The sequence below is a fragment of the Acidiphilium sp. C61 genome (assembly GCF_905116885.1).
In the GTDB taxonomy this organism is placed as follows: domain Bacteria; phylum Pseudomonadota; class Alphaproteobacteria; order Acetobacterales; family Acetobacteraceae; genus Acidiphilium.
Genome location: NZ_CAJHNI010000005.1, coordinates 3,007,502 through 3,033,583 on the forward strand (window position 1 = coordinate 3,007,502; position 26,082 = coordinate 3,033,583).

At 68.4% G+C, this 26,082-nt stretch carries 27 protein-coding genes; 6 read left to right on the forward strand and 21 right to left on the reverse strand.

The features are described 5' to 3' along the window. Window positions 1-77: 77 nt before the first annotated feature. Window positions 78-1,286 (forward strand): histidine kinase, encoded by a 1,209-nt coding sequence (locus tag HUW10_RS16910; protein WP_174504532.1) that lies wholly within the window; start codon window positions 78-80, stop codon window positions 1,284-1,286. Window positions 1,287-1,451: 165 nt separating this feature from the next. Here the strand turns inward: HUW10_RS16910 and HUW10_RS16915 are convergent, their stop codons facing one another. Both HUW10_RS16915 and pdxH read right to left on the reverse strand, forming a co-directional pair. Beyond that, window positions 1,452-2,732 (reverse strand): amidohydrolase family protein, encoded by a 1,281-nt coding sequence (locus tag HUW10_RS16915; RefSeq protein ID WP_174504949.1) that lies wholly within the window; start codon window positions 2,730-2,732, stop codon window positions 1,452-1,454. Next, window positions 2,729-3,316, reverse strand: coding sequence for a pyridoxamine 5'-phosphate oxidase (gene pdxH / locus HUW10_RS16920; RefSeq protein ID WP_174504533.1), 588 nt, complete (start codon window positions 3,314-3,316; stop codon window positions 2,729-2,731). The genes HUW10_RS16915 and pdxH overlap by 4 nt, the downstream gene beginning before the upstream one ends. Before the next feature lie 102 nt (window positions 3,317-3,418). Here pdxH and fabI point away from each other — a divergent pair, with 102 nt between their 5' ends. Further along, a complete protein-coding gene (fabI, locus tag HUW10_RS16925) occupies window positions 3,419-4,255 on the forward strand; it encodes an enoyl-ACP reductase FabI (RefSeq protein WP_174504534.1) in 837 nt (278 codons plus the stop codon). Window positions 4,256-4,457: 202 nt separating this feature from the next. On the opposite strand, the gene HUW10_RS16930 is transcribed toward fabI, so the two are convergent. From HUW10_RS16930 to HUW10_RS16945, 4 genes are read right to left on the reverse strand one after another with little or no spacing between them, the layout of a single operon-like run. After that, window positions 4,458-4,658 carry a hypothetical protein gene (locus HUW10_RS16930; RefSeq protein ID WP_174504535.1) on the reverse strand — a complete coding sequence of 67 codons (201 nt, stop codon included), beginning with the start codon at window positions 4,656-4,658 and terminating at the stop codon, window positions 4,458-4,460. Between the two features lie 47 nt (window positions 4,659-4,705). After that, the gene (locus tag HUW10_RS16935) at window positions 4,706-5,491 is read right to left on the reverse strand and encodes an ABC transporter permease (RefSeq protein WP_174504536.1); all 786 of its coding nucleotides are present in this window, start codon (window positions 5,489-5,491) and stop codon (window positions 4,706-4,708) included. After that, complete coding sequence (locus HUW10_RS16940) at window positions 5,488-6,228, reverse strand: ABC transporter ATP-binding protein (protein WP_174504537.1); 741 nt, start codon at window positions 6,226-6,228, stop codon at window positions 5,488-5,490. The genes HUW10_RS16935 and HUW10_RS16940 overlap by 4 nt, the downstream gene beginning before the upstream one ends. Window position 6,229: 1 nt before the next feature. Further along, on the reverse strand, window positions 6,230-7,240 hold the full coding sequence (locus tag HUW10_RS16945; protein WP_174504538.1) for an ABC transporter substrate-binding protein: 1,011 nt from the start codon (window positions 7,238-7,240) through the stop codon (window positions 6,230-6,232). A 72-nt stretch (window positions 7,241-7,312) separates the two neighbouring features. Between HUW10_RS16945 and HUW10_RS16950 the strand changes: the two genes are divergently transcribed. Next, window positions 7,313-7,648, forward strand: a complete 336-nt coding sequence (locus HUW10_RS16950; protein ID WP_174504539.1) for a DUF1491 family protein — start codon at window positions 7,313-7,315, stop codon at window positions 7,646-7,648. 160 nt (window positions 7,649-7,808) lie between these two features. Here HUW10_RS16950 and HUW10_RS16955 read toward each other — a convergent pair whose 3' ends face one another. The 15 genes from HUW10_RS16955 to HUW10_RS17025 all read right to left on the reverse strand — a co-directional run bounded on the left by HUW10_RS16955 (window position 7,809) and on the right by HUW10_RS17025 (window position 23,232). Beyond that, a complete protein-coding gene (locus tag HUW10_RS16955; RefSeq protein WP_174504540.1) occupies window positions 7,809-8,633 on the reverse strand; it encodes a formate/nitrite transporter family protein in 825 nt (274 codons plus the stop codon). Between the two features lie 346 nt (window positions 8,634-8,979). Beyond that, a complete protein-coding gene (locus HUW10_RS16960; RefSeq protein WP_174504541.1) occupies window positions 8,980-9,216 on the reverse strand; it encodes a formate dehydrogenase subunit delta in 237 nt (78 codons plus the stop codon). Further along, window positions 9,206-10,033: a formate dehydrogenase accessory sulfurtransferase FdhD gene (fdhD, locus tag HUW10_RS16965; protein ID WP_174504542.1), complete on the reverse strand. Its 828-nt coding sequence runs from the start codon at window positions 10,031-10,033 to the stop codon at window positions 9,206-9,208. The genes HUW10_RS16960 and fdhD overlap by 11 nt, the downstream gene beginning before the upstream one ends. After that, entirely contained in the window at window positions 10,030-12,870 is a 2,841-nt protein-coding gene (fdhF, locus tag HUW10_RS16970; protein WP_174504543.1) for a formate dehydrogenase subunit alpha, read from the reverse strand. Before fdhF ends, fdhD begins: the two co-directional genes overlap by 4 nt. Window positions 12,871-12,882: 12 nt before the next feature. After that, on the reverse strand, window positions 12,883-14,433 hold the full coding sequence (locus tag HUW10_RS16975) for an NADH-quinone oxidoreductase subunit NuoF (RefSeq protein ID WP_174504950.1): 1,551 nt from the start codon (window positions 14,431-14,433) through the stop codon (window positions 12,883-12,885). Continuing rightward, window positions 14,433-14,906 (reverse strand): formate dehydrogenase subunit gamma, encoded by a 474-nt coding sequence (locus HUW10_RS16980; RefSeq protein ID WP_174504544.1) that lies wholly within the window; start codon window positions 14,904-14,906, stop codon window positions 14,433-14,435. The genes HUW10_RS16975 and HUW10_RS16980 overlap by 1 nt, the downstream gene beginning before the upstream one ends. 139 nt (window positions 14,907-15,045) lie before the next feature. Continuing rightward, window positions 15,046-15,957 (reverse strand): LysR family transcriptional regulator, encoded by a 912-nt coding sequence (locus HUW10_RS16985; RefSeq protein ID WP_174504545.1) that lies wholly within the window; start codon window positions 15,955-15,957, stop codon window positions 15,046-15,048. After that, the gene (locus tag HUW10_RS16990; protein ID WP_174504546.1) at window positions 15,954-17,027 is read right to left on the reverse strand and encodes an alcohol dehydrogenase; all 1,074 of its coding nucleotides are present in this window, start codon (window positions 17,025-17,027) and stop codon (window positions 15,954-15,956) included. The genes HUW10_RS16985 and HUW10_RS16990 overlap by 4 nt, the downstream gene beginning before the upstream one ends. Window positions 17,028-17,140: 113 nt before the next feature. After that, window positions 17,141-18,442: a folylpolyglutamate synthase/dihydrofolate synthase family protein gene (locus tag HUW10_RS16995; protein ID WP_174504547.1), complete on the reverse strand. Its 1,302-nt coding sequence runs from the start codon at window positions 18,440-18,442 to the stop codon at window positions 17,141-17,143. Between the two features lie 34 nt (window positions 18,443-18,476). After that, window positions 18,477-19,346, reverse strand: a complete 870-nt coding sequence (accD, locus tag HUW10_RS17000) for an acetyl-CoA carboxylase, carboxyltransferase subunit beta (protein WP_174504548.1) — start codon at window positions 19,344-19,346, stop codon at window positions 18,477-18,479. Window positions 19,347-19,356: 10 nt separating this feature from the next. Beyond that, window positions 19,357-19,839: a hypothetical protein gene (locus tag HUW10_RS17005; RefSeq protein WP_174504549.1), complete on the reverse strand. Its 483-nt coding sequence runs from the start codon at window positions 19,837-19,839 to the stop codon at window positions 19,357-19,359. Window positions 19,840-19,891: 52 nt separating this feature from the next. Then, complete coding sequence (locus HUW10_RS17010) at window positions 19,892-20,632, reverse strand: gamma-glutamyl-gamma-aminobutyrate hydrolase family protein (protein ID WP_174504550.1); 741 nt, start codon at window positions 20,630-20,632, stop codon at window positions 19,892-19,894. A gap of 23 nt (window positions 20,633-20,655) precedes the next feature. Next, window positions 20,656-21,870 (reverse strand): multidrug effflux MFS transporter, encoded by a 1,215-nt coding sequence (locus tag HUW10_RS17015; protein ID WP_174504951.1) that lies wholly within the window; start codon window positions 21,868-21,870, stop codon window positions 20,656-20,658. A 76-nt stretch (window positions 21,871-21,946) separates the two neighbouring features. Continuing rightward, the gene (locus tag HUW10_RS17020; RefSeq protein ID WP_174504551.1) at window positions 21,947-22,336 is read right to left on the reverse strand and encodes a YidH family protein; all 390 of its coding nucleotides are present in this window, start codon (window positions 22,334-22,336) and stop codon (window positions 21,947-21,949) included. Continuing rightward, window positions 22,333-23,232, reverse strand: coding sequence for a branched-chain amino acid aminotransferase (locus tag HUW10_RS17025; protein WP_174504552.1), 900 nt, complete (start codon window positions 23,230-23,232; stop codon window positions 22,333-22,335). Before HUW10_RS17025 ends, HUW10_RS17020 begins: the two co-directional genes overlap by 4 nt. A 206-nt stretch (window positions 23,233-23,438) precedes the next feature. Here HUW10_RS17025 and HUW10_RS17030 point away from each other — a divergent pair, with 206 nt between their 5' ends. The 3 genes from HUW10_RS17030 (at window position 23,439) to HUW10_RS17040 (ending at window position 26,062) form a co-directional block, all read left to right on the forward strand. After that, window positions 23,439-23,957 carry a MarR family winged helix-turn-helix transcriptional regulator gene (locus HUW10_RS17030; protein ID WP_174504553.1) on the forward strand — a complete coding sequence of 173 codons (519 nt, stop codon included), beginning with the start codon at window positions 23,439-23,441 and terminating at the stop codon, window positions 23,955-23,957. Beyond that, window positions 23,954-24,652 carry a response regulator gene (locus HUW10_RS17035; protein WP_174504554.1) on the forward strand — a complete coding sequence of 233 codons (699 nt, stop codon included), beginning with the start codon at window positions 23,954-23,956 and terminating at the stop codon, window positions 24,650-24,652. The genes HUW10_RS17030 and HUW10_RS17035 overlap by 4 nt, the downstream gene beginning before the upstream one ends. Window positions 24,653-24,733: 81 nt before the next feature. Further along, a complete protein-coding gene (locus tag HUW10_RS17040; RefSeq protein WP_174504555.1) occupies window positions 24,734-26,062 on the forward strand; it encodes an ATP-binding protein in 1,329 nt (442 codons plus the stop codon). Window positions 26,063-26,082 lie beyond the last annotated feature (20 nt).

The window sequence follows — 26,082 nt, forward strand, 5'->3', positions numbered from 1 at the left end:
GAAGTCGGACACGGCCCAGGCATCCCGCAACGGACTTTCCGGCGCCCGGCTGCGCCCCGCACACCGGCGCGCCCGCCATGGATAGTATCGGCGGCAACATCGCGGTCGACGATGGCGGCCTTGGCGGCCGTCAGGAACAGATCACCGTCATCGGCTTTGCGCTCGATGCCGCGACCGAGACCGTGCTGCGCGAAGGATTGCAGGATCTCGCCCAGACCGGCATCCACAACACCGCCGACATCCGCCGCGGCACCGTCAAGACCGCCATCGCCACCCTCGCCAAGATGCCGACGCCGCAGATCGTCGTCGTCGATATCGGGCGGGACGAGCGGCCGATACAGGGCCTGCTCGAACTTGGCGACGTCATCGAGCCCTCGGTCTCGCTGCTCGTCATCGGCGAGATCGACGATGTCGATCTCTATCGCGACATCACCCGCCGCGTCGGCGCGGTGGACTACCTGTTCAAGCCGATCAACCGCGAGATCGTCACCCGCCACTTCGCCTCGCTGATCACCCGCAACGCCCCGGTGACCGACCTCACGCGCGGCGGCCGGGTGATCTCGGTCATCGGCGCCCGCGGTGGCGTCGGCACCAGCACCATCGCCGCCGCGCTGGCCTGGTATCTCGGCGTCGATGCCAGCCGCCACACCCTCCTGCTCGATGCCGATCCCTTCATCGGCCCGACACAGGAATGGTTCGGCGTGACCTTCCAGCATGCCTTCCAGTCGCTGCTGGCCGATCCGGGTGAGGATCCGGGGGCGGCGGTCGCCGCCGCCGTCTGCCCGGTGCGCAACCGCCTGCACGTGCTCGGCTCGCCGCCCGATCTCGAACGCCAGCCCGCAGCCCCGCCAGGCGCTGCCCGCCGCGTCATCGACGCGATCCGCATGCGGTTCAATTTCGTCATCGTCGATCTGCCCTTCATGCCGATCCAGCAGCACCGCGAACTGCTCGAACTCTCGCAGCACCGCATCATCGTGCTCGATCCGAGCCTCGCCAGCCTGCGCGACACGGTGCGGCTGATCGCCGCCGCGACCATACCGGGGCAGCCCCAGCGTCCCACCATCCTGCTCAACCGCGAGGGCGCGTCCGGCGGGCTGCGCCGCAAGCAGATCGAGGACGCGCTGAAGCGCAAGGTCGATCTCAGCCTGCACGACCTGCCGAAACTCTTCACCGGCCTCGCCGCGCAGGAGCGCTTTGCCGGGGCGCCCAAGGGGCCGCTGCTTCGCCTCATCGAAGACCTCGCCCGCGAAGCCGGGTTCGAGCGCGGCCGCAGCGCGCCCGCCTGATCCGGTCCAGCGTCTCAAATCCGCCTGCGCGCCAACACTTGCGCGCCCCGAACGCAAGCCCTTAGAGCACGTTCCGATCCATCAGGATCGGATGTCGTGCTCTATCTTGTTGATAATTAGAGCATCTTTATCCGATCGGATGATCCCATCTGATCGGATGATGCTCTAGCCGCCGGCCCGCAAGCCGATCTCCATCGCCGCGTCGCCCAACCGCAGCCGGCTCACCCGCGCCGGCGCCTCGGCAATCACGGCGCCGCCGCGTATAACCCGCCGCCGCGCCGCCCGGGTGCGGATCGCCTCGATCGGATCGGCCGCGTCGAGCTGCACCAGATCGCCCCGGCAGCCGGGGGCCATGCCATAGCCCGCGAGCCCCATCGCCCGCGCCGCGTTCGTCGTCACCGCGTCGAAACAGGCGCGCATCGCCTCCACCCCGGTCATCTGCGCGACATGCAGCCCCATCGAGGCCACCTCCAGCATGTCGTGCGTGCCGAGCGGATACCACGGGTCCATCACGCAATCATGCCCGAAGGCGACATTCACCCCCGCCGCCATCAGCTCCGGCACCCGCGTCAGGCCCCGCCGCTTCGGATAGGTATCGTGCCGCCCCTGCAACGTGATGTTGATCAGCGGATTGGCGATGGCGGAAATCCCCGCCTCGGCGATCAGCGGAATCAGCTTGCTCGCGTAGTAATTGTCCATCGAGTGCATCGAGGTGAGGTGTGAGCCGGCAACCCGCCCCTGCATCCCGTGCCGCACGGTCTCCGCCGCCAGCGTCTCGATATGGCGCGACAGCGGATCGTCGCTCTCGTCGCAATGCATGTCGACCATCATGCCGGCTTCGGCCGCGATCGCCATCAGCTGGCGCACGCTCTCGGCCCCGTCCGCCATGCTCCGCTCGAAATGCGGAATCCCCCCGATCACGTCGATCCCCATCGCCATCGCCCGGCGCAGGTTCTCCGCCGCGCGCGGGTAGCGCAGCCAGCCATCCTGCGGAAAGGCGACGAGCTGGATGGTGATCCACGGCGCCATCTCCGCCCGCAGCGCCGTCAGCGCCTCGACGGCGAGCAGCCGGTCGTCGCAGATATCGACATGCGAGCGGATCGCCCCGATCCCCTGCGCGATCGACCAGGTGCAGAGACGCTTCGCCCGCGCATGGATCGCCTCCACCGTGAGGTCCGGCTTCAGCTCGCCCCAGAGCGCGATCCCCTCCAGCAGCGTGCCGCTGCGGTTCAGCCGCGGCAGGCCGAGCGAGAGGGTGGAATCCAGATGCAGGTGCGAATCGACGAAAGGGGGCGCGACCAGATCCCCCGCCGCATCGATCACGGTCTCCGCCGTGGCGCCTAGCCCCGGCGCCACCGCCGCGATCACCCCGTCGCGGATCAGGATATCCACCCCGCGCCGCCCATCCGGCAGCGTCGCGTCGCGGATGAGCAGCCCGGCGGTCACGGGAACAGTCTCGTCGCCGTCCATCCCGCCCCGGCGCGGCTGAACACCGCCCGGTCATGCAGGCGGAACTCCCGGTCCTGCCAGAACTCGATCGTCTCCGGCGTCACATGCCAGCCCGACCAGTGCGGCGGGCGGGGGATCGGCCCCTCGGCATAGCGCGCGGTCGCCTCTTCCAGGCGCCGTTCAAGCTCCTCCCGCGCGCCGAGCGGGCGCGACTGGTCGGACGCCCAGGCGCCGAGCCGTGAAATCCGCGGCCGGCTGTCGAAATACGCATCCGCCTCTTCATCCGGCACGGTGCGGCACCGCCCCTCGATGCGGATCTGCCGCCGCAGCGACTTCCAGTGGAACAGCAGCGACACTGCCGGATTCGCCCGGATCTCCAGCGATTTCCGGCTCTCCAGGTTCGTGTAGAAAATAAATCCGGTTTCATCCCATGATTTCAGCAGCACGATCCGGGCCGAAGGCCGTCCGTCCGGCGTGGCGGTGGCCAGCGTCATCGCATTGGGATCATTGGGTTCGCTGGCCTCGGCGTCCTGCATCCAGGTGGCGAAAAGCCGGAACGGATCGGCACTGACATCGATCATCGGTTGCTCTCTCTTCCGTGTCGCAATATTTGATAGTCCATGCCGCCCCCTGCCACCACCCCGGCAGGGAAGGCCGCGACATGCCAGACTGGAGCCCCCGACATGCAGGAATCCACCCCGACCTACCCGCTCACCGGCACGCTGATGCGTGGCAAGCGCGGCGTCATCATGGGGGTTGCGAACAACCGCTCGATCGCCTGGGCCATCGCGCAGGCCGTCGCCGCGCAGGGCGGCGAACTCGCCTTCACCTATCAGGGCGAGGCGCTGGAGAAGCGCATCCGCCCGCTCGCCGAAAGTGTCGAGTCCGACCTCGTCATCCCCTGCGACGTCACCGACGATGCGGCACTCGACGATGCCTTCGCCGCCATCGCCGACCGCTGGGGCGAGATCGACTTCCTGGTCCACGCCATCGGCTTCGCCGACAAGCAGTTCCTCCGCGGCCGCTATGCCGACACGCCGCGCGCCGCCTTCCTCCAGGCGATGGACATTTCCTGCTTCTCCTTCACCGCGGCCGCCCAGCGCGCCTCGGCGCTGATGAAGCGCGGCGGCGCGATGGTGACGCTGACCTATCTCGGCGCCGAGCGCGTCACCCCGCACTACAACGTGATGGGCGTGGCCAAGGCGGCGCTGGAAGCCTCGGTGCGCTACCTCGCCGCCGATCTCGGGCGCGACGCGATCCGGGTCAACGGCCTGTCCGCCGGCCCGATCAAGACGCTCGCCGCCTCCGGCATCGGTGATTTCAGCTACATCCTGAAATGGAACCAGCTCAACGCGCCGCTGGAGCGCAACGTGATGCTGGAGGAAGTCGGCGCCTCCGGCCTCTATCTCCTGTCCGACCTCTCCCGCGGCGTGACCGGCGAGATCCACCACGTCGATTGCGGCTATCACATCGTCGGCATGAAGAACCCGATGGCGCCGGACATCGACGCCGTCGGGTAGCGCGGTTTCCGATCCCGATGGATCGGATGACGCTCTATTATCTTGACAATAAAAGAGTTTTTATCCGATCAGATGGAGCCATCTGACCGTATGATGCTTTAGAGCACGTTCCGATCCATCAGGATCGGATGTCGTGCTCTATGATATTGATAATTAGAGCATCTTTATCCGACCAGATGAGTCCATCTTACCGGATGATGCTCTAGATCGGCTTGTGCGCCCGGTCGATCAGCCGCCGCAGCAGGCCGGGTTTCTTCTCCGCCCGCGCCGGGGCGGCCACTGCCGAAGCCGCCTCGGCGGCGCGGCGGTCCTTGGTCTTCAGCCACTCGTCAAGGCTCATCTTGGCCTTGGCGGCGCGCTTGCGTTCATAGTCGAGCTGGGCATCGGTCATCTTGCGGGTCATGCGCGCGCCTGTGCCAGAACAACCCGCCAGTATCAAGCGCCCCCTGATCAAGTACCCTCGCGCGCATCCCGCCCGCCGGCGCCGAAGCGGCGCAGCATCGTCCGCTCGAAGGCGCCGAGTGCGGCATAGATCCCGATCCCGGTCAGCGCGAGCAAGGTGAGGGCGGCGAACATGCGCGGTATCTCCAGCCGGTAGCCGGCCTCCAGGATGCGCCCGGCCAGGCCGCCGGCAAACCCGCCCGAACTCGCGACGAACTCCGCCACCACCGCGCCCACCAGCGCCAGCGTGCCGGCAATCCGCAGCCCGGCGAGGAAGAAGGGCAGGGCGGATGGCAGCCGCAGCAGCGCCAGCGTCTGCCATCGGCTTGCCCCGTTCAGCCGGAACAGGTCGGCCAGCTCCGGCGGCGTCGCCGCCAGCCCCGCCGCAGTGTTGGACAGCACCGGGAAGAACGCGACGATGGTGGCGCAAACCACCATGGCGGCGAATTGCTGATGCACCCAGATGATGATCAGCGGTGCGATGGCGACCACCGGCGTCACCTGCAACACCACCGCCCAGGGCTGGATCGCCGCGCGCGCCAGCCGGCTCGCCGCCATCGCCATCGCCAGCGCCATGCCGAGCAACGCCGCCGCCAGCAGCGCCGCCCCGGTCACCGCGAGGGTCGAGACCAGCGACAGCAGCAGCGAGGCCCGGTCCGCCCAGAATGCGATCACGATCGCCGCCGGCCCCGGCAGCACGTAAGGCTTCACCCGCAAGCCGATCACCAGCCCCTGCCACAGCGCCAGCGCCGCAACGCCAAAGACGATCGGCGCCCATCGCTCGGCGCGTCTCATGCCGGCATCACCGCGCGCAGCGTCTCCGTCACCTCGCGGACCAGCGCGGCATAGGCTGGATCGGTCCGCCTATCCCCGCCCTCGGCGAGCGGGCTGGCAATCTCCGCGGCGATCCGCCCCGGCCGCGGCGTCATCACCACGATGCGCGTGGCGAGATACGCCGCCTCGTAGATCGAATGGGTGACGAACACGATCGTGCTGCCGGTCTCCCGCCACAGCGCCAGCAAATCATCCTGCAACCGATTGCGGGTGAATTCATCAAGGGCGGCGAACGGCTCGTCCATCAGCAGCAGCCGCGGCCGCGACACCAGCGCCCGCGCGATCGCCACCCGCATCCGCATCCCGCCCGACAAGGCGGCCGGCTTCGCATCCTCGAACCCCGCCAGCCCGAGTCGCGCCAGCAGCGCATGGACCGAGGCCGCGTCCTCCTCGAAGTGTTGCCCGGCGAGGCGCAGCGGCAAATGCACGTTCCGCGCCGCACTCGCCCAGGGGAGCAGCGTGGCATCCTGGAACACGAAGCCGATCTCGCCCGCGCCGGGTGCCGCACCCCCGTCCCAGGCCAGCCGCCCCGCATCCGGCGCATCGAGTCCGGCCAGCAGCCGCAGCAGCGTCGACTTGCCGCAGCCCGAGGGCCCGAGCAGGGCGACGAACTCGCCCCGCCCGATTTCCGCATCGATCCCCGCGAGCGCGACAATTCCCGTCCCGAACTGCCGCGTTACCTGCTCGAGCCGCACCATCTCAGCGCGCGGCCGCTTTCCCCTTCGGCAGGAAGCGCAGCGTATAGGCCTTGCGATAGTCGAACTGCGCCGGATACAGCCCGGCCGCGCGCATCTGCTCGTAGAAGCCCTTCCACCGCGCATCGGTCATCCCGCCGATCCCGATCTTCGCCGTGGTCGCATCCTCCACCACCTGATGCGCCTTGAGCTGGTCATAGCCGAATTTCAGCAGCGCCGGCGTCATGTCCGGGTTGGCCTTGCGGATCAGCGCGAAGGCGGGCGCCGGATTGCCGTCGAGATAGGATTTCCACCCCGCGGCCGACGCCTCGATGAAGCGGCGCACCACCGAGGGGTCGGTCTTGGCCAGCTTGCGCGAGGTCGCGATCAACTCGCCATACCCGTCGAACCCCGCCTGGTCGAGCCGCAGCACCACCGGGAAATGCCCGGTCTTCTGCTTCACGAGAAACGGCTCCGAGGTGAGAAACCCCTGCACCACGAGGTCCTTGCTGGTGAAGAACGGGGCGAGGCTGAAATCGTAGGGGCGGATCTGGCTGTCGCTATAGCCGTATTTCTGCTTGAGAAAGAGCCACCACCCCGCCCGCGTATCCGCCGAAATCGCGATCGGCTTGCCCTTGAGTGCGGCGAAACTGTCCTCGTTCGCGCCCCGATGCGCGATCAGCACGTCGATATCCTTCTGGAAGAACGCGGCGACCGCGACGAAGGGGATCTTCTGCTGCACGAAATTGAAGGCGAGGAAGCTGTTCGAGGTGATGTCGAAATCGAGCCGCCCGGCGAGCAGCAGCTGCGCGTTGTTCACCTGCGGCCCGCCCTCGCGGATCGTCACGTCGAGGCCATATCTGCGGTAGATGCCCTCCGCCACCGCCTGATAGAAGCCGCCATATTCGGCCTCGGCCACCCAGTCGAGCCCGAACGTGACCTTCTGCAGCTTCGGCGGCGAGGCGGCATGGGCCAGCGCCGGTGCGGCGCAGAGCAGCGTGGCAAGCAGTCGAGGCAAGGAGCGGAACCAGTCCATGAGCTTTTCCCCGTGGGTTTTCTTCAGTCATTATCAACAGAGTTCGGTACGGCCGTCGAGAGGTCAAGACCGATGAGCGAGCCGCGCATCAAGGCCGGCATCTGGGTGCAGATGGCGCTGCGGCTCGGCGCCGCCGATGGCAGGCCCGGCATGCTGCTGCATCGTGGCGACGAGGATGCCGGCGGCGTGCTGGTGCTGCTGCGCGGCCGGATGGGGGTGGTGATCCTGAGCCAGACGCGCGATGCGCTGGGCCGCCCGGCCTGGCTGCGCGCCACCGGCCCCGATCCGGTCGACGATGCGCGGGCCGATTCCTATGTCGAGAAGCAGCTCGGCTTCGACCCCGATCTCTGGGTCGTCGAGTTCGAGGCGCCGGACTATCTGCCGCCCTTCGAGGGCACGCTCATCTGAATGCAGAAGGGCCGCGCCTTCCGGCACGGCCCCTCGCTCTGGTCATGCGATTTAGAGCACGTTCCGATCCATCCGGATCGGATGTCGTGCTCTATCCTATTGATAATTAGAGCATCTTTATCCGATCAGATGATTCCATCTGATCGGATGATGCTCTAGCTCACTCCGCCGGTGCGGTCGCCGCCGCCGGCTCTGCCGCCGCCGTGGCGCCATGCGCGAGGTAGAGGCCAAGGGCCGTGATCACCACGGCGCCGACGATGTTGCCGAGCGTCACCGGGATCTCGTTCCAGACCCACCACTGCCCGACCGTCACCTTCGCACCGAGCATGATGCCGCAGGGGATCGCGAACATGTTGACCACGCAGTGCTCGAAGCCTTGCGCGACGAAGGCCATGATCGGCATGAACATCGCGAAGATCTTGCCGATCACCGAGCGCGAGACGAGCGCCATCACCGCGCCGAGGCTGACCATCCAGTTGCAGACCACGCCCTTGGAGAACGCGGTCAACCAGCCGGCGCCGCCGGCATGCATGTAGGGGATCACCTTGAGCGTCGCGATGGCGGCGATCTTCGCGCCCACCGCATCCGGTGCGACGGTGAAGAACTTGGTGTCGATCGCGGCGAAAAGTGCCGCATAGGCCAGGCTGCCGATCAGGTTGCCGACATAAACGAGCACCAGACCGCTGACGATGCTGCCGAAGCCGAGCCGCCCGACCATGCCGGCATAGGGCAGCAGCGCCGCGTTGCCGGTGAACAGTTCGAGGCCAAGCAGCACCAGCAGGATGAAGCCGACCGGGAAGAACATCGCGCTGACCACCAGATTGCCGGTGGCGACCAGGGCGGACACGAACAGCGTTGTCGTGAACCCGAGGAACAGGCCCGACAGGATGCCGGTGAGAACGATCGTCTTGGCCGGCAGGTTCCCCTTGGCGGTGCCCGCGTCTCTCATCGCCGCTGCGAGTGCGGGCGGATTCAACCAATCCATTGTTGTCGCTCCTTGTGCTTGGACTAGCCGCGCCATTACCATGTCACAGTATTTCGTCAACACATTTTCGTGTATTTCGGCATGAATTACGATATAAGCAGTCACGCTGTCCGGTCAGACCGCAAAACGACATGCAACAATAAAGAATTCCGCGTCAGTATTGAATGACGCGGCACCAATATTGAACGGATAGTAAGTTTTATTTGGACCGCCGCATCTTCTTTCGACGGAATTGCCGCCTCAGGCGCTAGAGCACGACATCCGATCCATCAGGATCGGTTTTCGTGCTCTAGCATGTCGATGATTAAAGAATCTTTATCCGGTCAGAGGATTCCGTCCGAACGGATCATGCTCTGGCGACTTCGCGGGACAGGCGATCCACCGCCGCGGCCGCGCTTTCTGTCAGCCCCGTGCCGCCATGCGCGCGGAAGGCGATGATCTTCGCCCGCATCCTGGGGTCCCAGAACTTGCGGATATGCGCCTCGATGCTGGCCACCGCCTCGTCATCGGCGGCGGTGTTGAAAAAAGTGGCGATCTGGTTCGCCATGTAGACGAGTTTGCGGTCCTGATCTTCAGGCGACATGGCTGGCAGCTCCAAAGCGAATGCGTGTTTCGTGGGTAAAAACTTCAAACCCGTCATCGCGCGCGACGGCGGCGAGCGTAATTCCGGCGGTTTCGGCGGCGCGGATCGCATGGGCGCTCGGCACCGACACCGCGACGATCACCGGCGCGCCGGCGACCGCGCATTTCTGGATCAGCTCGATCGAGACCCGGCTGGTCATCAGCACGACCCCGCCGGCGGCAGGCCGCCCGGCGCGGGCGAGGGCGCCGAACACCTTGTCGAGCGCGTTGTGCCGGCCGACATCCTCGCGCACCAGCACCGAACCATCGGCCGGGTCGAGAAACCCGGCGGCATGCACCGCCCTGGTCTCGCGGTTCAGCGCCTGCTGCCCGGCCATCGCCCGCATGCCCTGCATCACCGCCTCGGCCGAGACGCTCAGCGCCGAGCCGACCACCGGCAAGCGTCGGTTCGCCTCGGCGAGACTCTCCAGCCCGCACAGCCCGCAGCCGAGTGCACCGGCAAGGTGACGGCGCCGGCGGGCCAGCCGCTCGCCGATCTCGGTGCCAACCTGCATCCGGCACTCCACCCCGTCCTCGACGGCGACGATGCGGCACTCCCGCACATCCTCGGCGCGGTCGACGATGCCTTCCGACAGGCTGAACCCGATCGCGAAATCCTCGAGATCCCGCGGTGTCGCCATCATCACGGCATAGCCGACCCGGTCGTAGCTCAGCGCCACGGCCGTCTCCTCCGGCACCAGCCTGGTGCCGGCAACGACGTCGCCATGATGGAACGCCGTCGCCGCCACCCGCACGACAGGGGCGGGCAGAGACGTCATTCCGCCGGCACGGCCTCGATCTGCCGCGTCCGGCGGCCGAGATCGGCGTAGTCCTGCTGCGTCGCCGTCGGCCCGTTCGAGGGCGAGACCTGCACCGCCGTCACCTTGTATTCAGGGCAGTTGGTCGCCCAGTCCGAATAGTCGGTGGTGACGACATTGGCCATCGTCATCGGGTGATGGAAGGTGGTGTAGACCACCCCCGGCGCCACGCGGTCTGTCACCTTCGCGCGCAGCGAGGTCTCGCCGGCCCGGCTCGCGAGCTTGACCCACGCCCCGTCATTGATCCCGCGCTGCTCGGCATCGTGCGGATGGATCTCGAGCAGATCCTCCTCGTGCCAGGCGGTATTGGCGGTGCGCCGCGTCTGCGCGCCGACATTGTATTGCGACAGGATGCGCCCGGTGGTCAGCAGCAGCGGGAAGCGCGGCCCGGTCTTCTCGTCGGTCGCGACATATTCGGTGACAAAGAACCGCCCCCGGCCGCGGACGAACCCGTCCACATGCATCACCGGCGTGCCTTCCGGTGCGGTTTCGTTGCAGGGCCACTGCACCGAGCCTTCCCGCTCCAGCAGGCCGAAGGACACGCCCGAGAAGCTCGGCGTCAGCCGCGCGATCTCGTCCATGATCTCGGAGGGATGCGTGTAGTTCATGTTGTAGCCCAGCGCCCGGGCGATCAGCTGGGTGACCTCCCAGTCCTCGTAGCCGTTCTTCGGCGTCATCACCTTGCGCACGAGCTGGATGCGCCGCTCGGCATTGGTGAAGGTGCCGTTCTTCTCGAGGAAGGTCGAGCCCGGCAGGAACACATGGGCGAACTGCGCCGTCTCGTTCAGGAACAGATCCTGCACGACGACGCATTCCATCGCCGCGAGCCCGGCGGTGACATGCTTGATGTCCGGGTCGGACTGCGCGATGTCCTCGCCCTGGATGTAGAGCCCCTTGAACGTGCCATCCACCGCGGCGTCCAGCATGTTCGGGATGCGCAGTCCCGGCTCGCCATCGAGCGAAACGCCCCAATCGATCTCGAAAGCTTGCCGGACTTCCGGTGTCGAGACATGGCGATAGCCGCTGAACTCATGCGGGAAACTGCCCATGTCGCAGCTGCCCTGCACGTTGTTCTGCCCGCGCAGCGGGTTCACGCCGACGCCGACGCGGCCGATATTGCCGGTCGCCATCGCGAGATTGGCGAGCGCCATCACCGCCGTCGTGCCCTGGCTGTGCTCGGTCACGCCAAGCCCGTAATAGATCGCGGCATTCCCGCCCGTGGCGTAGAGCCGCGCCGCCGCCCGCACGAGTTGCGGATCGACGCCCGTGGTCGCCGCCAGCGCCTCGGGGCTGTTCCGCTCGGCGGCGGCGAACTCGGCCCACTGGGTAAAGGCGTCGAGATCGCAGCGCTCGCGGACGAAAGCCTCGTCGAAGAGGTTCTCGGTGACGATCACATGGGCGAGGGCGGTCAGCATGGCGACATTGGTGCCCGGCCGTAGCGGCAGATGATGCGCCGCCTCGACATGCGGGGTGCGGACGAGGTCGATCCGCCGCGGATCGATCACGATCAGCTTCGCCCCCTCGCGCAGCCGCTTCTTCATCCGCGAGCCGAACACCGGGTGGCCATCGGTCGGGTTGGCGCCGATCACCAGAATCACGTCGGCCTGCTCGACGCTGTCGAAATCCTGCGTCCCCGCCGAGGTGCCGAAGGTCTGCGACAGGCCATAGCCGGTCGGCGAGTGGCACACCCGCGCGCAGGTATCGACGTTATTGTTGCCGAACCCGGCGCGGACCAGCTTCTGCACGAGGAAGGTCTCCTCGTTGGTGCAGCGCGACGAGGTGATACCGCCGACCGAGCCCTTGCCATAGGTCGTCTGGATCCGCTTGAACTCCGAGGCGACATGGCTGATCGCCTCGTCCCACGACACTTCCCGCCACGGATCGGAAATCTTCGCCCGGATCATCGGCTTGGTGATCCGGTCCTGATGCGTCGCATAGCCCCAGGCGAAGCGCCCCTTCACGCAGGAATGGCCATGATTCGCCTTGCCGTCCTTGTAGGGCACCATGCGCACGAGTTCCTCGCCGCGCATTTCCGCCTTGAACGAGCAGCCCACACCGCAATAGGCGCAGGTCGTCACCACCGAATGTTCCGGCTGGCCGATCTCGACGACGGATTTCTCCATCAGCGTCGCGGTCGGGCAAGCCTGCACGCAGGCGCCGCACGACACGCACTCGGATTCGAAGAAACTCTCCTCCATCCCCGGCGAAACCTTTGAGTCGAAGCCGCGCCCGGCAATGGTCAGCGCGAAGGTGCCCTGCACCTCCTCGCAGGCCCGCACGCAGCGCGAGCAGACGATGCACTTGGCCGGATCGAACTGGAAATACGGGTTGGAGAGGTCCTTGGCCGAGTCGAGATGGTTCTCGCCCTCATAGCCATAGCGCACCTCCCGCAGCCCGACCGCGCCGGCCATGTCCTGCAACTCGCAATTGCCATTGGCCGAGCAGGTCAGGCAGTCCAGCGGGTGGTCGGAGATGTAAAGCTCCATCACCCCGCGGCGCAGCTTGCCGAGCCGCTCGTTCTGGGTGTGGACCACCATGCCCTCCGCCACCGGCGTGGTGCAGGAGGCCGGCGTGCCCGCGCGCCCCTCGATCTCCACGAGGCAGAGCCGGCACGAGCCGAAACTGTCCAGCATGTCGGTGGCGCAGAGCTTGGGGATCTGCGTGCCGATCTCCATCGCCGCCCGCATGACCGACGTGCCTTCCGGCACGCTGACCTTCACCCCGTCGATCGTCAGGGTAACGAGGCTTTCCGCCTCGCTGGGCTTGGTGCCGTAGTCGATTTCATGGACGAGACCCATGGTGGTTCTCCTTCACTCAGCTGCGGCGGGGAGTTTCGGCGCGCGAAACTCTTCCGGGAAATGGTTGATGGCGGACAGCACCGGATACGGCGTGAAGCCGCCCAGCGCGCAGAGCGAGCCGAATTTCATCGTCTCGCAGAGATCGCGCACTAGTGCCAGGTTCTTCTCCGGCTCGATGCCGGCGCGAAGGCGGTCGAACGTCTCCACCCCGCGCGTCGAGCCGATGCGGCAGGGCGTGCACTTGCCGCAGGATTCGAGGGCGCAGAATTCCATCGCGAAACGGGCCATCTGCACCATGTCGGCGGTGTCGTCGAACACCACGAGCCCGCCATGGCCGATCAGCCCGTCGCGCTTGGCGAAGGCCTCGTAATCATAGGGCGTGTCGAACATCGAGGGCGGGAAATAGGCGCCGAGCGGCCCGCCCGCCTGCACCGCCTTCACCGGCCGGCCCGATGCGGTGCCGCCGCCGATCTCGTTCACCAGCTCGCCCAGCGTCACGCCGAAGGCGCATTCGAACAGCCCGCCCTGCTTCACATTGCCGGCGAGCTGCACCGGCATCGTCCCGCGCGAGCGCCCGTAGCCGACCTCGGCATAGCGCTTCGCCCCCTCGGCGAGGATGAACGGCACGCTGGCGAGGCTGATCGTGTTGTTGATGATGGTCGGCCGGCCGAACAGCCCCTCGATCGCCGGCAACGGCGGCTTCGGCCGCACCTGCCCGCGCTTGCCCTCGAGGCTCTCCAGCAGCGAGGTCTCCTCGCCGCAGACATAGGCCCCGGCGCCGACCCGCACTTCGAGGTCGAAATCATGCGCGCTGCCGTTGATCCCCTTGCCGAGATAGCCGGCGCGCTCCGCCAGCTCGATCGCCCGGCGCATCATCCGGATCGCGAGCGGATATTCCGAGCGGATATAGACATATCCCTTGGTCGCGCCCACCGCGACACCCGCGATCGTCATGCCCTCGATCAGCATGAACGGATCGGCTTCCATGATCAGACGGTCGGCGAAGGTGCCGGAATCGCCCTCGTCGGCGTTGCAGACGATGTATTTCCGGTCCGCCGCCGCCCGGGCGACGGTCTCCCACTTGATCCCGGTCGGGAAGCCAGCACCGCCGCGCCCGCGCAGCCCGCTCTCCTTCACCGCGGCGACGGTCGCCGCCGGCCCCATCGACAGCGCGGCCTCCAGCCCCTTGTAGCCGCCATGATGGCGGTAATCCTCGAGCGAGAGCGGATCGATGATCCCGGCGCGGCCGAAGGTGAAGCGCGTCTGCTTTGCGAGATAGGCGATCTCCTCGACATGGCCGACGCATTTTTCATGCGGCGCGCCGTCGAAGAAGCGGGCCTCGAACAGCCCCGGCACGTCGGCGACGCCGATATTGCGATAGCCGATCCGCCCCGATGCGGTGGCGACCTCGACCAGCGGCTCCATGAAGAACATCCCGCGCGAGCCGTTGCGCACGATCGTCACCGGAATGTTGCGCGCCTGCGCCTCCGCCTCGATCGCGGCGGCAACCCGGTTCGCCCCGATCGCAACGGCGGCCATGTCCTGGGGTACGAAAATCTTCATCACGCGGCCTCCGCGACCAAAGCTTCGAGCGTGGCGGCATCGGCCCGCCCCACCGGCTCGTCGTCGAACAGCGCGCCCGGCGCCGTCGCGCACAGGCCAAGGCAATACACCGCCTCGACGGTGAGCCGCCCGTCCGGCGTGGTGCCGCCCCAGTCCAGCCCGAGCGCATCGAGCAGGCGCCGCGCATTCGCCTCCGACCCCATCGACTGGCAGGCCTCGGCCCGGCACAGTTTCAGCACGTGGCGGCCGGCCGGCTCGCGGCGGAAATCATGATAGAAGCTGATCACCCCATGAACTTCGGCGCGGGTGATGTTGAGCGCCTCGGCGATCAGCGGCTCCGCCGCGCGCGGCACATGCCCAAAACTCTCCTGCAATGCGTGCAGGATTGGCAGCAGCGGGCCTTCCTCGCCGACATGATCCCGGATCACGGCGCGTGCCGCGTCTTCGTTCCACTGGGCTGGCGTCTGGTCCATTCCGACTATCCCGTTTCCTCGCTCGGCCAGGATGACCGAGTCTCCTGCTTAAGCGATGCAGGTTAATGATTTCTCTATTATCCCCAAGTTCACGTCGGTAAACAAGCCAAAGACCGGATTGTTTGATAGAAAACGTCTATCAAACACCCGCCCGGCCGGGCGCGGCCAGCGCCGCCGCCCGCGCTTCCGCCACCTCCACCAGCGCCGCCACCAGCGGCGAGACCGGCTCGCGGTTCGGCAGCACCAGCCCGACCGCGTGAACCTCCTCCGGCCCGGTGATCGGGATCGCCCGCAGCCGCGGCGTCAGTCCGAAAATCTGCGCCAGCTTCTCCGGCAGCACGCAGGCCCAGCGCCCGGTCTGCACATGGCTCACCAGCACGACGATCGAGTTGCTCTCCAGCGTCGGCCGCAGCTCGGTGCCGGCATTGCGCAGCAGCCGGTCGAGAATCCGCCGGTTCTGCATGTCCGGCGTCAGCAGGCAGAGCGGGATCCGCCCGACCTCGGCCCAGCTCACCTGATCGCGCCGGCCGAGCGGCGCATCCGCCGCCGTCAGCAGCCGGTAGCGCTCCTCATAGAGCGGCACCACCCGGTTCTTGCCCACCGGCTCGTTGTCGATATAGGTCACCCCGGCATCGACCTCGAAATTCTCCAGCCGCCGCAGCACCTCGTTCGAGGTGCAGGACTGGATCGAGAACCGCACCGCATCGTGCTGGCGCCGATAGGGCGTCGTGAGTTCCGTGATCGTGGCCAGCGCGGTCGGGATCGCGGCGATCCGCAGCAACCCCGAAAGCCCCAGCTTCAGCGCGCGGATATCGGCGCGCATCGCCTGCATGTCGCCGACGATGCGCCGCGCCCAGTCGAGCACCCGCTCGCCCTCAGGGGTAAACCCCTGAAAGCGTGACGACCGCTCGACCAGCGGCATCCCCAGCGCCTCCTCCAGCGCGCGAATCCCCGCCGAGAAGGTGGGCTGGGTCACACCGCAGCTCTCCGCGCCGCGGCCGAAGTGCCGCTCGCGCGCCAGCGCCAGCAGGTATTCGAGCTTCTCGATCAAGCGCCCTCGGCCACCAGCACCAGCCGCCCGGTCACCTCGCCGGCCTTGAGCCGGTGGATCGCCGCATCCGCCTCGCGCTGCGGCACCGTCTCGATCTGCAGCTTCGGCAGCGCCCCGCCCTGGGCGAGATCGACCAGCTCGCGCAGATCGCCCGGCGTGCCGACGAAACTGCCCTGCAATGTCAGCGCCCGCATCGGCATGAAGGGCAGGGGGATGTTCAGCTCGCCGCCGAACAGCCCGACCATGATCAGCTTGCCGCCCTTGGCCAGCGCCGCATGCGCCGCCTTCGCCGTGCCCGAGCCGTTGACGAGGTCGATGATCGCCTCCGGCTGCCCGCCGCACGCCGCGATGATCGCCTTGTGCAGCGCCGGATCGTTGCCATCCACCACCGCGCTGGCGCCCGCCGCCAGCGCCGCCGCGCGCTTCGTCGCGCTGGTATCGACGCTGACGATCGCCCTGTGCCCGAGCGCGCGCAGCACCGCGATCGCCGACAGCCCGAGCCCGCCCGCGCCGATCAGCACCACCGGCGTGTCCGCCGGCAGCGGCATCACCTTGCGGATCGCGGCATAGACCGTGATGCCCGAACACGCATAGGTCGCCGCCAGCGCGGGATCGAGATCGCCGGGATCGACGAGGTGCCCCGCATGCGCCGCGATCACATGGGTCGCGTAGCCGCCATGCTGGTAGATGCCGAGCGAGCGCTGCTTGGCGCAGAGATTGTCCTCGCCCGCCTTGCACCGCGCGCATTCGCCGCAGCCGACCCAGGGATACACGATCCGCACATCCCCCACCTTCGCCCCGCTCGCCTCCGGCCCGAGCTTCACCACCCGGCCGACGATCTCATGGCCCAGCGCCAGCGGCAGCGTGATTCCCCGCCGCACGATCTCATAACGCCCGGCGCTGCCGAGATCGTAATACCCGTCCCAGAGATGCAGGTCGGAATGGCAGACGCCGCAATGCGTCACCTCCAGCAAGATCTCCTGCCCCTTCGGCTCGGGCATCGGCAGGTCGATTTCCTTCAGCGGCGCCCCGTTCTCGACAACGGCCCAGGCTTTCATCGTGGTGGACATTCCGGTCTCCCATTTTTGATCCACCGCGAGTATCGGGCGCATCGCGCCGTTCAGGCAAGCCGGGCCGGCCGCATGGCGCGGAAGATCAGCCCCGCGCCGCATGGCGCGTGAGTTCACCCTTCTGCCGGCGCCGCGTCCTGCCGTGCCAGGATCACCCCGGCGAGATAGAGCGAGCCGCAGATCAGCACCCGCTTCGGCGCCCCGTCCGCGGCGAGCCGCCGCAGCGCGGTTTCCACATCCGGCCCCGCCGTCGCCACCCCGCCCGACGCCTCGATGATCGCCTCGACCGGCAAGGCGAGATGCTGCCCCGGCTCGACCACCGCCTGCACCGATGCCGCCTGCGGCAGCAGGATGCGCAGGAATTCCGCGACGTCCTTGGCCTGCTTCATCCCGACGACGAGATGCGTCTCCCCCTCCCAGCCGGCCAAAACCTCGGCCAGCGCCTGCGCCCCGCCCGGATTATGCGCGCCATCGAGCCAGAGTTCCGAGCCCGAAGGCAGCAGCGCTTCCAGCGGCGCGGCGAGGCGCTGCAACCGCGCCGGCCATTCCGCCGCCGCCATGCCGCGCGCGAAAGCGGCCTCGCCGAACCCGAACCCGCCGGCGCGCAGGGCGGCGATGGCGATGCCGGCATTGTCGAATTGATGCGCGCCGGGCAGGGCAGGGCGGGGCAGCTCCAGCCGCCCGTCCTCATCCTCATACACAGCACCCGCGCCCTGCTGCATGATCCGCCACTGCCGCCCGCGCACCGCGAGCTTCACCCCGGCCGCCTTCGCCCTGGCATCCAGCACGGCCAGTACCTCCGGCGTCTGGAACCCGGTCACGGCCCGGCTGCCCGCCTTCATGATCCCGGCCTTCTCGGCGGCGATCACGGTTTCGGTATCGCCGAGGAATTCGCGGTGATCGAGCGAGATCGCGGTGATCGCGGCGGCTGCCGGCGGCGGGATCACGTTGGTCGCATCGAAGGTGCCGCCGAGCCCCACCTCGATGATGGCGATCTCCGCCGGGCGGGATGCGAACAGCACGAAGGCGGCGGCGGTGATCGCCTCGAACACGGTGATGGGGGCGGCGTCGTTCACCCGCTCCACCTCGTCGAGCGCTGCGTCCAGCTCGTCATCGCTGACCAGCGCGCCGGCCAGCCGGATGCGCTCGTTGAACCGCACGAGATGCGGCGAGGTATAGACATGCGCGCGCAGCCCCGCCGCCTCGGCCATGCCGCGCAGGAAGGCGCAGACGCTGCCCTTGCCGTTGGTCCCGGCGACATGGATCGTCGGCGGCAGGCGCCGCTCGGGATGGCCGAGCGCTGCCAGCAGCCGCTCCAGCCGTTCCAGCCGCAGGTCGATCAGCCGCGGATAGAGCGTGTGCAGCCGCTCGATCCGCGCATCGATCCGGCTCGATCCCGTCGCCGCCCCGCTCATGCCGCCCGCCTTGCGCCGCGCCTCACGCCGCGCCTCACGCCGCCTCCGCGTCCGGCCGCCCCACCTTGAGCAGGCCGAGCAGCCGCCCGAGCGTCGCCGCCATCTCGCCGCGCGCCAGCACCATGTCGACCATGCCGTGTTCGAGCAGGTATTCGGCGCGCTGGAAGCCTTCCGGCAGTTTCTCGCGGATCGTCTCCTCGATCACCCGCGCCCCGGCAAAGCCGATCAGCGCGTTCGGCTCGGCGATCTGGATATCGCCGAGCATCGCGAACGAGGCGGTCACCCCGCCGGTGGTCGGATCGGTCAGCACGACGATATAGGGCAGCCCCGCCTCGCGGACCATCTGCACCGCGATGGTGCTGCGCGGCATCTGCATCAGGCTCACCGGCCCTTCCTGCATCCGCGCCCCGCCCGAGGCGGTGAACACGATCAGCGCCGCCTTCTGCAACACCGCGAGCCGGGCGGCGGCGACCAGCGCCTCGCCCATCGCCGCCCCCATCGAGCCGCCCATGAAGCGGAAATCCATCGCCGCGATCACCGCCCGATGCCCGCCCACGGTGCCATGCGCGACCAGCACGGCATCCTCCATCCCGGTCTTCCTGCGTGCATCGGCGAGCCGGTCGGGATATTTCTTGCGATCCTGGAATTTCAGCGGATCGACCGGCACCCTGGGCAGGTCGATCCGCTGGAACTTGCCGCCATCGAAGGTCCAGGCCAGCCGCTCGGCCGCCGTCGCCCGCATGTGGTGGCCGCAATGCGGGCAGACCTTGAGGTTGGTCTCCAGTTCGCGGTGAAAGATCATCTGCTGGCAGGCGCTGCACTGATGCCAGAGATTGTCCGGCGCCTCCTTGCGCCCGAGCAGGGTGCGAATGCGCGGGCGGACGAATTCGGAAAGCCAGTTCATGTCGGGCCGGTCAGAAAATGCTGTTGATCAGGTCGTCGCCGAGGCCGAACCCGGCCCCCATCGCGATCGCCCGGCCAAAGCCCGAATTCAGGAACCCGCCGAGCAGCCCGCCGCCCTGCTGGGGATAGCCCTGCTGGGGGTATTGCGGCTGCGGCTGATACGCCGGCTGGGTCATTGGCTGACTCTGGGGCTGACCCTGGGGCTGGTAAGCCGGCTGAGACATCGGCTGAGTTTGGGGCACCGAGCCGGCGAGCGCGGCCGGCTGGTTCGCCACGAAATTGTGAAGCGCCTGGAGCAGCCCGCCCACCTGATTCTGCTCCGCCTGGATCGCCAGCGCGATCTCGCGCAGGTCCAGCAGCCACTCCCGCGCGTCCTGGTTCCCGGCGTCCCGCGCCGCTTGCAGCTTCTGCGCCAGCGCCTTCAGCTGGCCGGCCGTCTGCTGCGCCTGGCCCTGCAACTGGTCATATTGCGTGTCGATCGTCTGGATATCCATGGGACCCGTCCTTTCGCGTAAACCGTTCATATAGAATCAACGGCGGCAAAAGTCAGGCCGCCGCCCGCCCGCCGCGCCAGGCCCGGCACGCCTCGCCAAAGGCCGCGAACAGGCGCTGCCGGTCCGGCGCCTCCATCACCGCCCATTCCGGGTGCCATTGCACGGCGATGGCGAAGCCCGTCGCCCCCTCGACCCGCACCGCCTCGATCGTCCCGTCCGGCGCCACCGCCTCGGCCGCGAGCCCCGGCGCCAGCCGGTCGATCGCCTGGCCGTGCAGCGAATTGACCATGATCGTCTCCGCCCCGCAGATATGCCGCAGCGCGCCGCTCAGCCGCACCTCGTGCTTGAGCGCCATCTGCTCGGCCCGCGTGCCCTCGCCGGCGCGATGATCGAGCCGCCCGGGGAGCGTATGCACGCGCTGGTGCAGCGTCCCGCCAAGGGCGACGTTGAGTTCCTGCAACCCGCGGCAGATGCCGAGCACCGGCATCCCGCGGGCAAGGGCGGCGCGGATCAGCGGCAGCGTCGTCGCGTCGCGGTCGGCATCATGCGCGTCCGGCGTCTCGTCATTGGCAACGCCGTAGCGCGTCGGCATCACGTTGCTCGGGCTGCCGTTGAACAGGATGCCGTCCAGCCGGTCGAGCACGGCGATCATCGCCTCGCCTTCCGGCGGGATCAGCAGCGGCAGCGCGTCGCTCGCCGCGATCACCGCCTCGCCGTAGCGCGCCGGGGTCGCGTGCTGGTGGTGGTTGCCGATGAACTTGGTGCAGGCGGGAATGCCGATGATGCTGGGCATGAAATCCTCGTCAGGTGAGTCTGTCAGGTCAGGCGTCGGGGTCGGAAGGCGGCGGCGAGTGCGGCGAGGGACGCGCATGCGAACATGGCGAAGGCCATTGGCCGGGCGGTGCCGTCGGCGAAGGCGCCGACCAGCGCGCCGGTGATCGCCCCGCCGACATATTGCCAGGTGCCGAGCAGGGCCGAGGCCGAGCCCGCATGCGCCTGGTGCCGCGAGAGGGCGGCGACCAGCGCGCTTGGCAGCGTCAGCCCGTAACTCGCCTGGCAGATGAACAGCCCGGCGATGATCGGCAGCGGCCCGCCGCCGCGCAGCGCCGCCACCACCAGCACGATGGTCCCGCACAAAAGTGCGACGACCGAAGCCGAAATCACCGGCCGCAGCCCCGCCCGCGCCACCAGATGCGGGTTCCACTGGTTGAACCCGATATAGATCGCCGCATTCAGCCCGAACAGCAGCGCATAGGCGAGCGGGTGCCAGTGATACGCGCCGATGAACACCGCCGGCGTGCCGGCAAGATAGGCGAACAGCGCGCCGATCGCGAAGGTGCCGGTCAGCGCATGGGTCAGGAAGCCGCGCTCGGCGGCGATCTGCCCGTAGCGGATGATGATGGTGCGAAACCCCACCGTGCTCCGCCGCGAGACCGGCAGCGTATCCGGCAGCTTCACCCATACCATCGCGATCGCGACGATCCCGTAGAGCGTCGCCAGGACAAAGATCCACCGCCACGAGCCGAAGGCGATCACCGCGCTGCCGAGAATCGGGGCGATGATCGGCGCCACCCCCATCACCAGCATCAGCCGCGAGAACAGCATCGCCGCCGCCGGTCCGTCGGCGATGTCGCGCACCATCGCCCGCGGCACCACCACCGCGGCCGAGCCGCCAAAGGCGGCGAGCAGCCGGAACCACGACAGCGATGCCGTGTTCCATGCCAGCGTGCAGCCGATCGAGGCGGCGATATAGAGCCCGAGCCCGAGCAGGATCGGCAGCCGCCGCCCGGCCCGGTCGGAAAACGGCCCCTGCGTCATCTGCCCCGCGGCGAGCCCGGCGAAATAGGCGGCGAGCGTCAGCCCCGGCCCGGCCGGGTCGTGGAACTGCCGGGCGATGGTCGGAAAGGCAGGCAGATACATGTCGACCGACACCGGCCCGATCGCGATCAGGAAGCCGAGCAGCAGCGGCAGGCGCCGGCTCGTCGCGAGATCCGGCGCCGCTTCGGCGACAGCGCGTGGTGCGGATGACATCATCTGATCATAACGCCGCCGCGAAACCCGGCAAACGCCCCGTCAGCGCAATCCTGCCGGGCGTCGGCGATCTGGATCAGCCCGCCCCGCGCAGGATCGTCACCGCGAGATAGGCCGCGAGCCCCAGCCCGAGTGCGACGATCATCCCGGCGAGTGCCAGGTCGAGCCGGTCATTCCCCGGCGCGCGGGCGGCCTCGTCGAGAATCGCCCGCCGGTTGGCGACGAAGCGCAGCATCGCGGCGGCGACCATCAGCGCCCCGGCGATGATCAGCGCGATCCCCACCGCGTCCGAGGCCAGCGTCCCCGACACGGTGAAGGTGCGGCCGAGCGACTGCCCGGCCACCTGCAGAAACAGGTTGAAGCGTTCGACGAGAAAGCCGAACGCCATCACCGCGATGGCGGTGCGCACCCAGGCGAGGAAGGTGCGCTCGTTCGCCGCGTGGTCGCCAAACCGCGGTACGGTCACGCCGCCCGCTTGGCCACCTCTTCCGGCGACATGTGGACGAGGGCGGTATAATCCGCGATCAGCGTCTCGGTGATCGGGCCGGGGGTGAAGGTCAGCTCGCCGATCTGGCGCACCGGCGTCACCTCGGCGGCGGTGCCGGCGAGGAACACCTCGCTCGCCTTCGCCATCTCCTCGGGCAGGATGTGCCGCTCATGCACCGGGATCTGCCGCGCGCGGGCCAGCGCCATCACGGTGCGGCGGGTGATCCCGTCGAGGAAGCAATCCGGCGTCGGCGTGTGCAGTTCGCCGTCGATCGCGAAGAAAATGTTCGCCCCCGTCGCCTCGGCGACATGCCCGTCGAGGGTGAGCATCAGCGCGTCGTTGAACCCCTCGGCCTCGGCCGCGTGCTTCGAGAGCGTGCCGATCATGTAGAGCCCGGCGGCCTTCGAGGCGGTCGGCGCGGTCCGCGCGTCCGGCCGGCGCCACTGCGCCATGCCGAGGGTGATGCCCTTCATCCGGTCGTTGCCGAACAGGTTCGGCCACGGCCAGGCGGCGATGGCGAGATGGATTTTGGTCTGCTGGGCGGAAACCGCGAGCATCTCCGAGCCGCGCCAGGCGAGGGGGCGGACATAGGCGTCAGTCAGCCCGTTCGCCTTGAGCACCTCGTTGCAGGCGGCGTCGATCTCGTCGGCGGTGAAGGGAATGTCGAAGCCGAGCAGCTTGCCCGACTGGATCAGCCGGTTGGTATGGTCGCGGAGGCGGAAGATGTTCCCGCCATAGGACCGCTCGCCCTCGAAGACGGCGGAGGCGTAATGCAGCCCGTGGCTCAGCACGTGCAGCTTGGCATCCCGCCAGGGGCGCAGCGCGCCGTCCCACCAGATCATGCCGTCGCGGTCGTCAAACGGAATCAGACTCATCGCCTCGCGTCCTCTTTGATGTCGGTCTCCTCGAACGAGGAACCCAACTCTTAATCCAGGCCGCCCGCGATGGCCAAGCGATGTTTCTCAGGGAGCAGGAATGAGGTTTTGACGGCGATTGCGCGCGGCTGCGCAACGGTTCTTGCAGGAAAGCCATAATTCCTGTCTTATCACAGACGTCCCGCTTCAGTATGGGCATCGACGCCATGCACGAAAAGACAGCCCAACCCGGCACGGCTGCCGGTCTCCTTTTCCTCCGCGAGGAAGAACTCCGCCTCGCCCAGGACATGATCTTCTTCGCCAACCGCGACCTCGTGGCCGCGGCGGACGCGATTCTCGCGGAAATGGGCTTCGGCCGCGCGCATCACCGCACGCTGCATTTCATCGGCCGCAACCCCGGCCTGCCGGTCGGCGAGCTGCTACACATTCTCGGCATCGCCAAGCAGAGCCTCGCCCGCGTCCTCGGCCCGCTGATCCGCGATGGCTATGTCGAGCAGATTCCCGGCCGGGCGGATCGCCGCCAGCGCCTGCTCAGCCTCACGCCCGCGGGGGCGGCGCTGGAGCGCAAGCTGTTCGAGGCCCAGCGCGAGCGCCTGACCGCCGCCTTCCGCGAGGCCGGCGGCCCCGCCGTCGAGGGGTTCCGCCGCGTGCTGCGCGGCATGATGAAGGATGAGGCCCGCGCCTATCTCGACCGGGCCGATGCCGGGCGCACCGCGCGGCGATGAGCGGGGCGGCCGGCGCCCATATCCTGCTGGTCGATGACGATGCCCGCCTGCGCGCCCTGATGCAGCGCTACCTGGTCGAGAACGGCTTTCGCGTCACCGTCGCCGAAAGTGCCGCCGCCGCCCGCGAAACCCTGCGCGTGGTCGACCCCGACATGATGGTGCTCGACGTGATGATGCCCGAGGAAACCGGGCTCGACTTCGTCGAATCCCTCCGCGCCGACCGCGCGCCCGATCTGCCGATCCTGCTGCTCACCGCCCGCGGCGCGCCGGAAGACCGCATCGCCGGCTTCGAGGCGGGGGCGGATGATTATCTCGGCAAGCCGTTCGACCCGCGGGAATTGCTGCTGCGGATCCGCGCGATGCTCCGCCGCGCCGCGCCGCCCGCGCAGCAAGCCGGCCCGGTCCGGCTGGGGGCGGCGAGCTTCGATCCTGCCCGCGGCGAACTCACCACCCTGCGCGGCCCGGTCCGCCTGACCGGCGGCGAGGCGAGCCTGCTCGCCGTCCTCGCCGCCCGCGCCCATGAGGTGCTCTCGCGCGAGGCGCTGGCCGAGATCCTCGGCATGGACGAGGCCGGCGAACGCGCGATCGACGTGCAGGTGACCCGCCTGCGCCGCAAGATCGAGCCCGACCCGCGCGAGCCGCGCTACCTGCAAACCGTGCGCGGCCGCGGCTACGTCCTCAAGCCCGGCCCATGAGGCTCGCCTCATGAGACTAACCACAGTGAGACCCGCCCCATGAGACCCGTCACATGAGACTGGCCACATGAGACTGGCCACATGAGACTGGCCCCGCGCGGTCTCGAGCCCGACCGCGTGCTGCGCAAGATCCTGCCGCGCAGCCTGTTCGGCCGCACCCTGCTGATCGTGGTCCTGCCGCTGGTCCTGCTCGAGGGCGTCGCCCTGCAAATATTCTATGGCAGCCATCTCGACGTTCTCTCCCGCCGCCTCGCCGGCAGCGTCGCCGGCGAGATCGCCTTCGTGCTCGACCAGGCGACGCTCCACCCCGCCGCCCGCAGCCGCATCTTCGCCCACGCCGCCCGGCGCTTCGAGTTCCGCATCCGCGTCCATCCCGGCGCCACGCTCACCCCGCGCGGCCTGCCGCACGCCTTCGGCCCGGTCGATACCGATCTCGCCCGCGCCCTGCGGCAGAATCTCGACCGCGATTTCACCCTCGCCTGGCGCGGCCCGCCGGGGATGATCCGGGTCGACATCCAGCTCTCGGGCGGCGTGCTCACGGTCGATGTGCCGCGCAAGCGGCTCTATGTCGGCGCGCTCTACATCTTCTTCGCCTGGCTCGCCGGCGTCACCATCCTGCTGCTCGGCATCGCCATCCTGTTCCTGCGCAACCAGATCCGCGCCATCCGCCGCCTCGCCTTCGCCGCCGAGGCCTTCGGCATGGGGCGCGATCCCGGCCCGATCCGCCCCGAGGGCGCGATCGAGGTCCGCCGCGCCGCCACCGCCTTCAACCGGATGCAGGACCGCATCCGCCGCTTCCTCGTCCAGCGCACCGCGATGCTCGCCGGCGTCTCGCACGACCTGCGCACCCCGCTCACCCGGCTGCGCCTCGCCCTCGCGATGATGCCGCCCGACACCGCCGATCTCGAGGGCATGACCGAGGACATCGCCGAGATGGAGCGGCTGATCGGCCTCTACCTCACCTTCGCCCGCGGCGAGGGCACCGAGCAGCCGCAACCGGCCGACCTCGCCCTGCTGATCGAGGATCTGGCGGCGCGGGCGGCGCGCGGCGGCGCGCCGATCGGGCTCGATCTCGCCCCGCTCCCCCCGGTGGTGCTGCGGCCGGAGGCGATGCGCCGCGCGCTCGCCAACCTGCTCGACAATGCCGCCCGCCACGCCGCCGGCCGAATCGTCATCGGCGCCGCCCAGGAAGGCGGGCAAACCCTGCGGATCACCATCGACGATGACGGCCCCGGCCTCCCCGCAAGCCGCCGCGCGGCGATGCTGCGCCCCTTCGAGAGCGGCAGCGCCAGCGGCACCGGCCTTGGTCTCGCCATCGCGCGCGACATCGTCGCTGCCCATGGCGGCGACCTCCACCTCGCCGACAGCCCGCTCGGCGGCCTCCGGGTGATCGTCACCCTGCCGCTCTGAACACCGCAGCACACGGCAAC

Bases quoted from the DNA above. Each gene is read 5' to 3' on its own strand.
- HUW10_RS16910 (WP_174504532.1), top strand. From the start codon at position 78: ATGGATAGTATCGGCGGCAACATCGCGGTCGACGATGGCGGCCTTGGC.
- pdxH (WP_174504533.1), bottom strand. From the start codon at position 3,316: ATGATCGATGTCAGTGCCGATCCGTTCCGGCTTTTCGCCACCTGGATG.
- fabI (WP_174504534.1), top strand. From the start codon at position 3,419: ATGCAGGAATCCACCCCGACCTACCCGCTCACCGGCACGCTGATGCGT.
- HUW10_RS16930 (WP_174504535.1), bottom strand. From the start codon at position 4,658: ATGACCCGCAAGATGACCGATGCCCAGCTCGACTATGAACGCAAGCGC.
- HUW10_RS16935 (WP_174504536.1), bottom strand. From the start codon at position 5,491: ATGAGACGCGCCGAGCGATGGGCGCCGATCGTCTTTGGCGTTGCGGCG.
- HUW10_RS16940 (WP_174504537.1), bottom strand. From the start codon at position 6,228: ATGGTGCGGCTCGAGCAGGTAACGCGGCAGTTCGGGACGGGAATTGTC.
- HUW10_RS16945 (WP_174504538.1), bottom strand. From the start codon at position 7,240: ATGGACTGGTTCCGCTCCTTGCCTCGACTGCTTGCCACGCTGCTCTGC.
- HUW10_RS16950 (WP_174504539.1), top strand. From the start codon at position 7,313: ATGAGCGAGCCGCGCATCAAGGCCGGCATCTGGGTGCAGATGGCGCTG.
- HUW10_RS16955 (WP_174504540.1), bottom strand. From the start codon at position 8,633: ATGGATTGGTTGAATCCGCCCGCACTCGCAGCGGCGATGAGAGACGCG.
- HUW10_RS16960 (WP_174504541.1), bottom strand. From the start codon at position 9,216: ATGTCGCCTGAAGATCAGGACCGCAAACTCGTCTACATGGCGAACCAG.
- fdhD (WP_174504542.1), bottom strand. From the start codon at position 10,033: ATGACGTCTCTGCCCGCCCCTGTCGTGCGGGTGGCGGCGACGGCGTTC.
- fdhF (WP_174504543.1), bottom strand. From the start codon at position 12,870: ATGGGTCTCGTCCATGAAATCGACTACGGCACCAAGCCCAGCGAGGCG.
- HUW10_RS16975 (WP_174504950.1), bottom strand. From the start codon at position 14,433: ATGAAGATTTTCGTACCCCAGGACATGGCCGCCGTTGCGATCGGGGCG.
- HUW10_RS16980 (WP_174504544.1), bottom strand. From the start codon at position 14,906: ATGGACCAGACGCCAGCCCAGTGGAACGAAGACGCGGCACGCGCCGTG.
- HUW10_RS16990 (WP_174504546.1), bottom strand. From the start codon at position 17,027: ATGTCCACCACGATGAAAGCCTGGGCCGTTGTCGAGAACGGGGCGCCG.
- HUW10_RS16995 (WP_174504547.1), bottom strand. From the start codon at position 18,442: ATGAGCGGGGCGGCGACGGGATCGAGCCGGATCGATGCGCGGATCGAG.
- accD (WP_174504548.1), bottom strand. From the start codon at position 19,346: ATGAACTGGCTTTCCGAATTCGTCCGCCCGCGCATTCGCACCCTGCTC.
- HUW10_RS17005 (WP_174504549.1), bottom strand. From the start codon at position 19,839: ATGGATATCCAGACGATCGACACGCAATATGACCAGTTGCAGGGCCAG.
- HUW10_RS17010 (WP_174504550.1), bottom strand. From the start codon at position 20,632: ATGCCCAGCATCATCGGCATTCCCGCCTGCACCAAGTTCATCGGCAAC.
- HUW10_RS17015 (WP_174504951.1), bottom strand. From the start codon at position 21,870: ATGTCATCCGCACCACGCGCTGTCGCCGAAGCGGCGCCGGATCTCGCG.
- HUW10_RS17025 (WP_174504552.1), bottom strand. From the start codon at position 23,232: ATGAGTCTGATTCCGTTTGACGACCGCGACGGCATGATCTGGTGGGAC.
- HUW10_RS17030 (WP_174504553.1), top strand. From the start codon at position 23,439: ATGCACGAAAAGACAGCCCAACCCGGCACGGCTGCCGGTCTCCTTTTC.
- HUW10_RS17035 (WP_174504554.1), top strand. From the start codon at position 23,954: ATGAGCGGGGCGGCCGGCGCCCATATCCTGCTGGTCGATGACGATGCC.
- HUW10_RS17040 (WP_174504555.1), top strand. From the start codon at position 24,734: ATGAGACTGGCCCCGCGCGGTCTCGAGCCCGACCGCGTGCTGCGCAAG.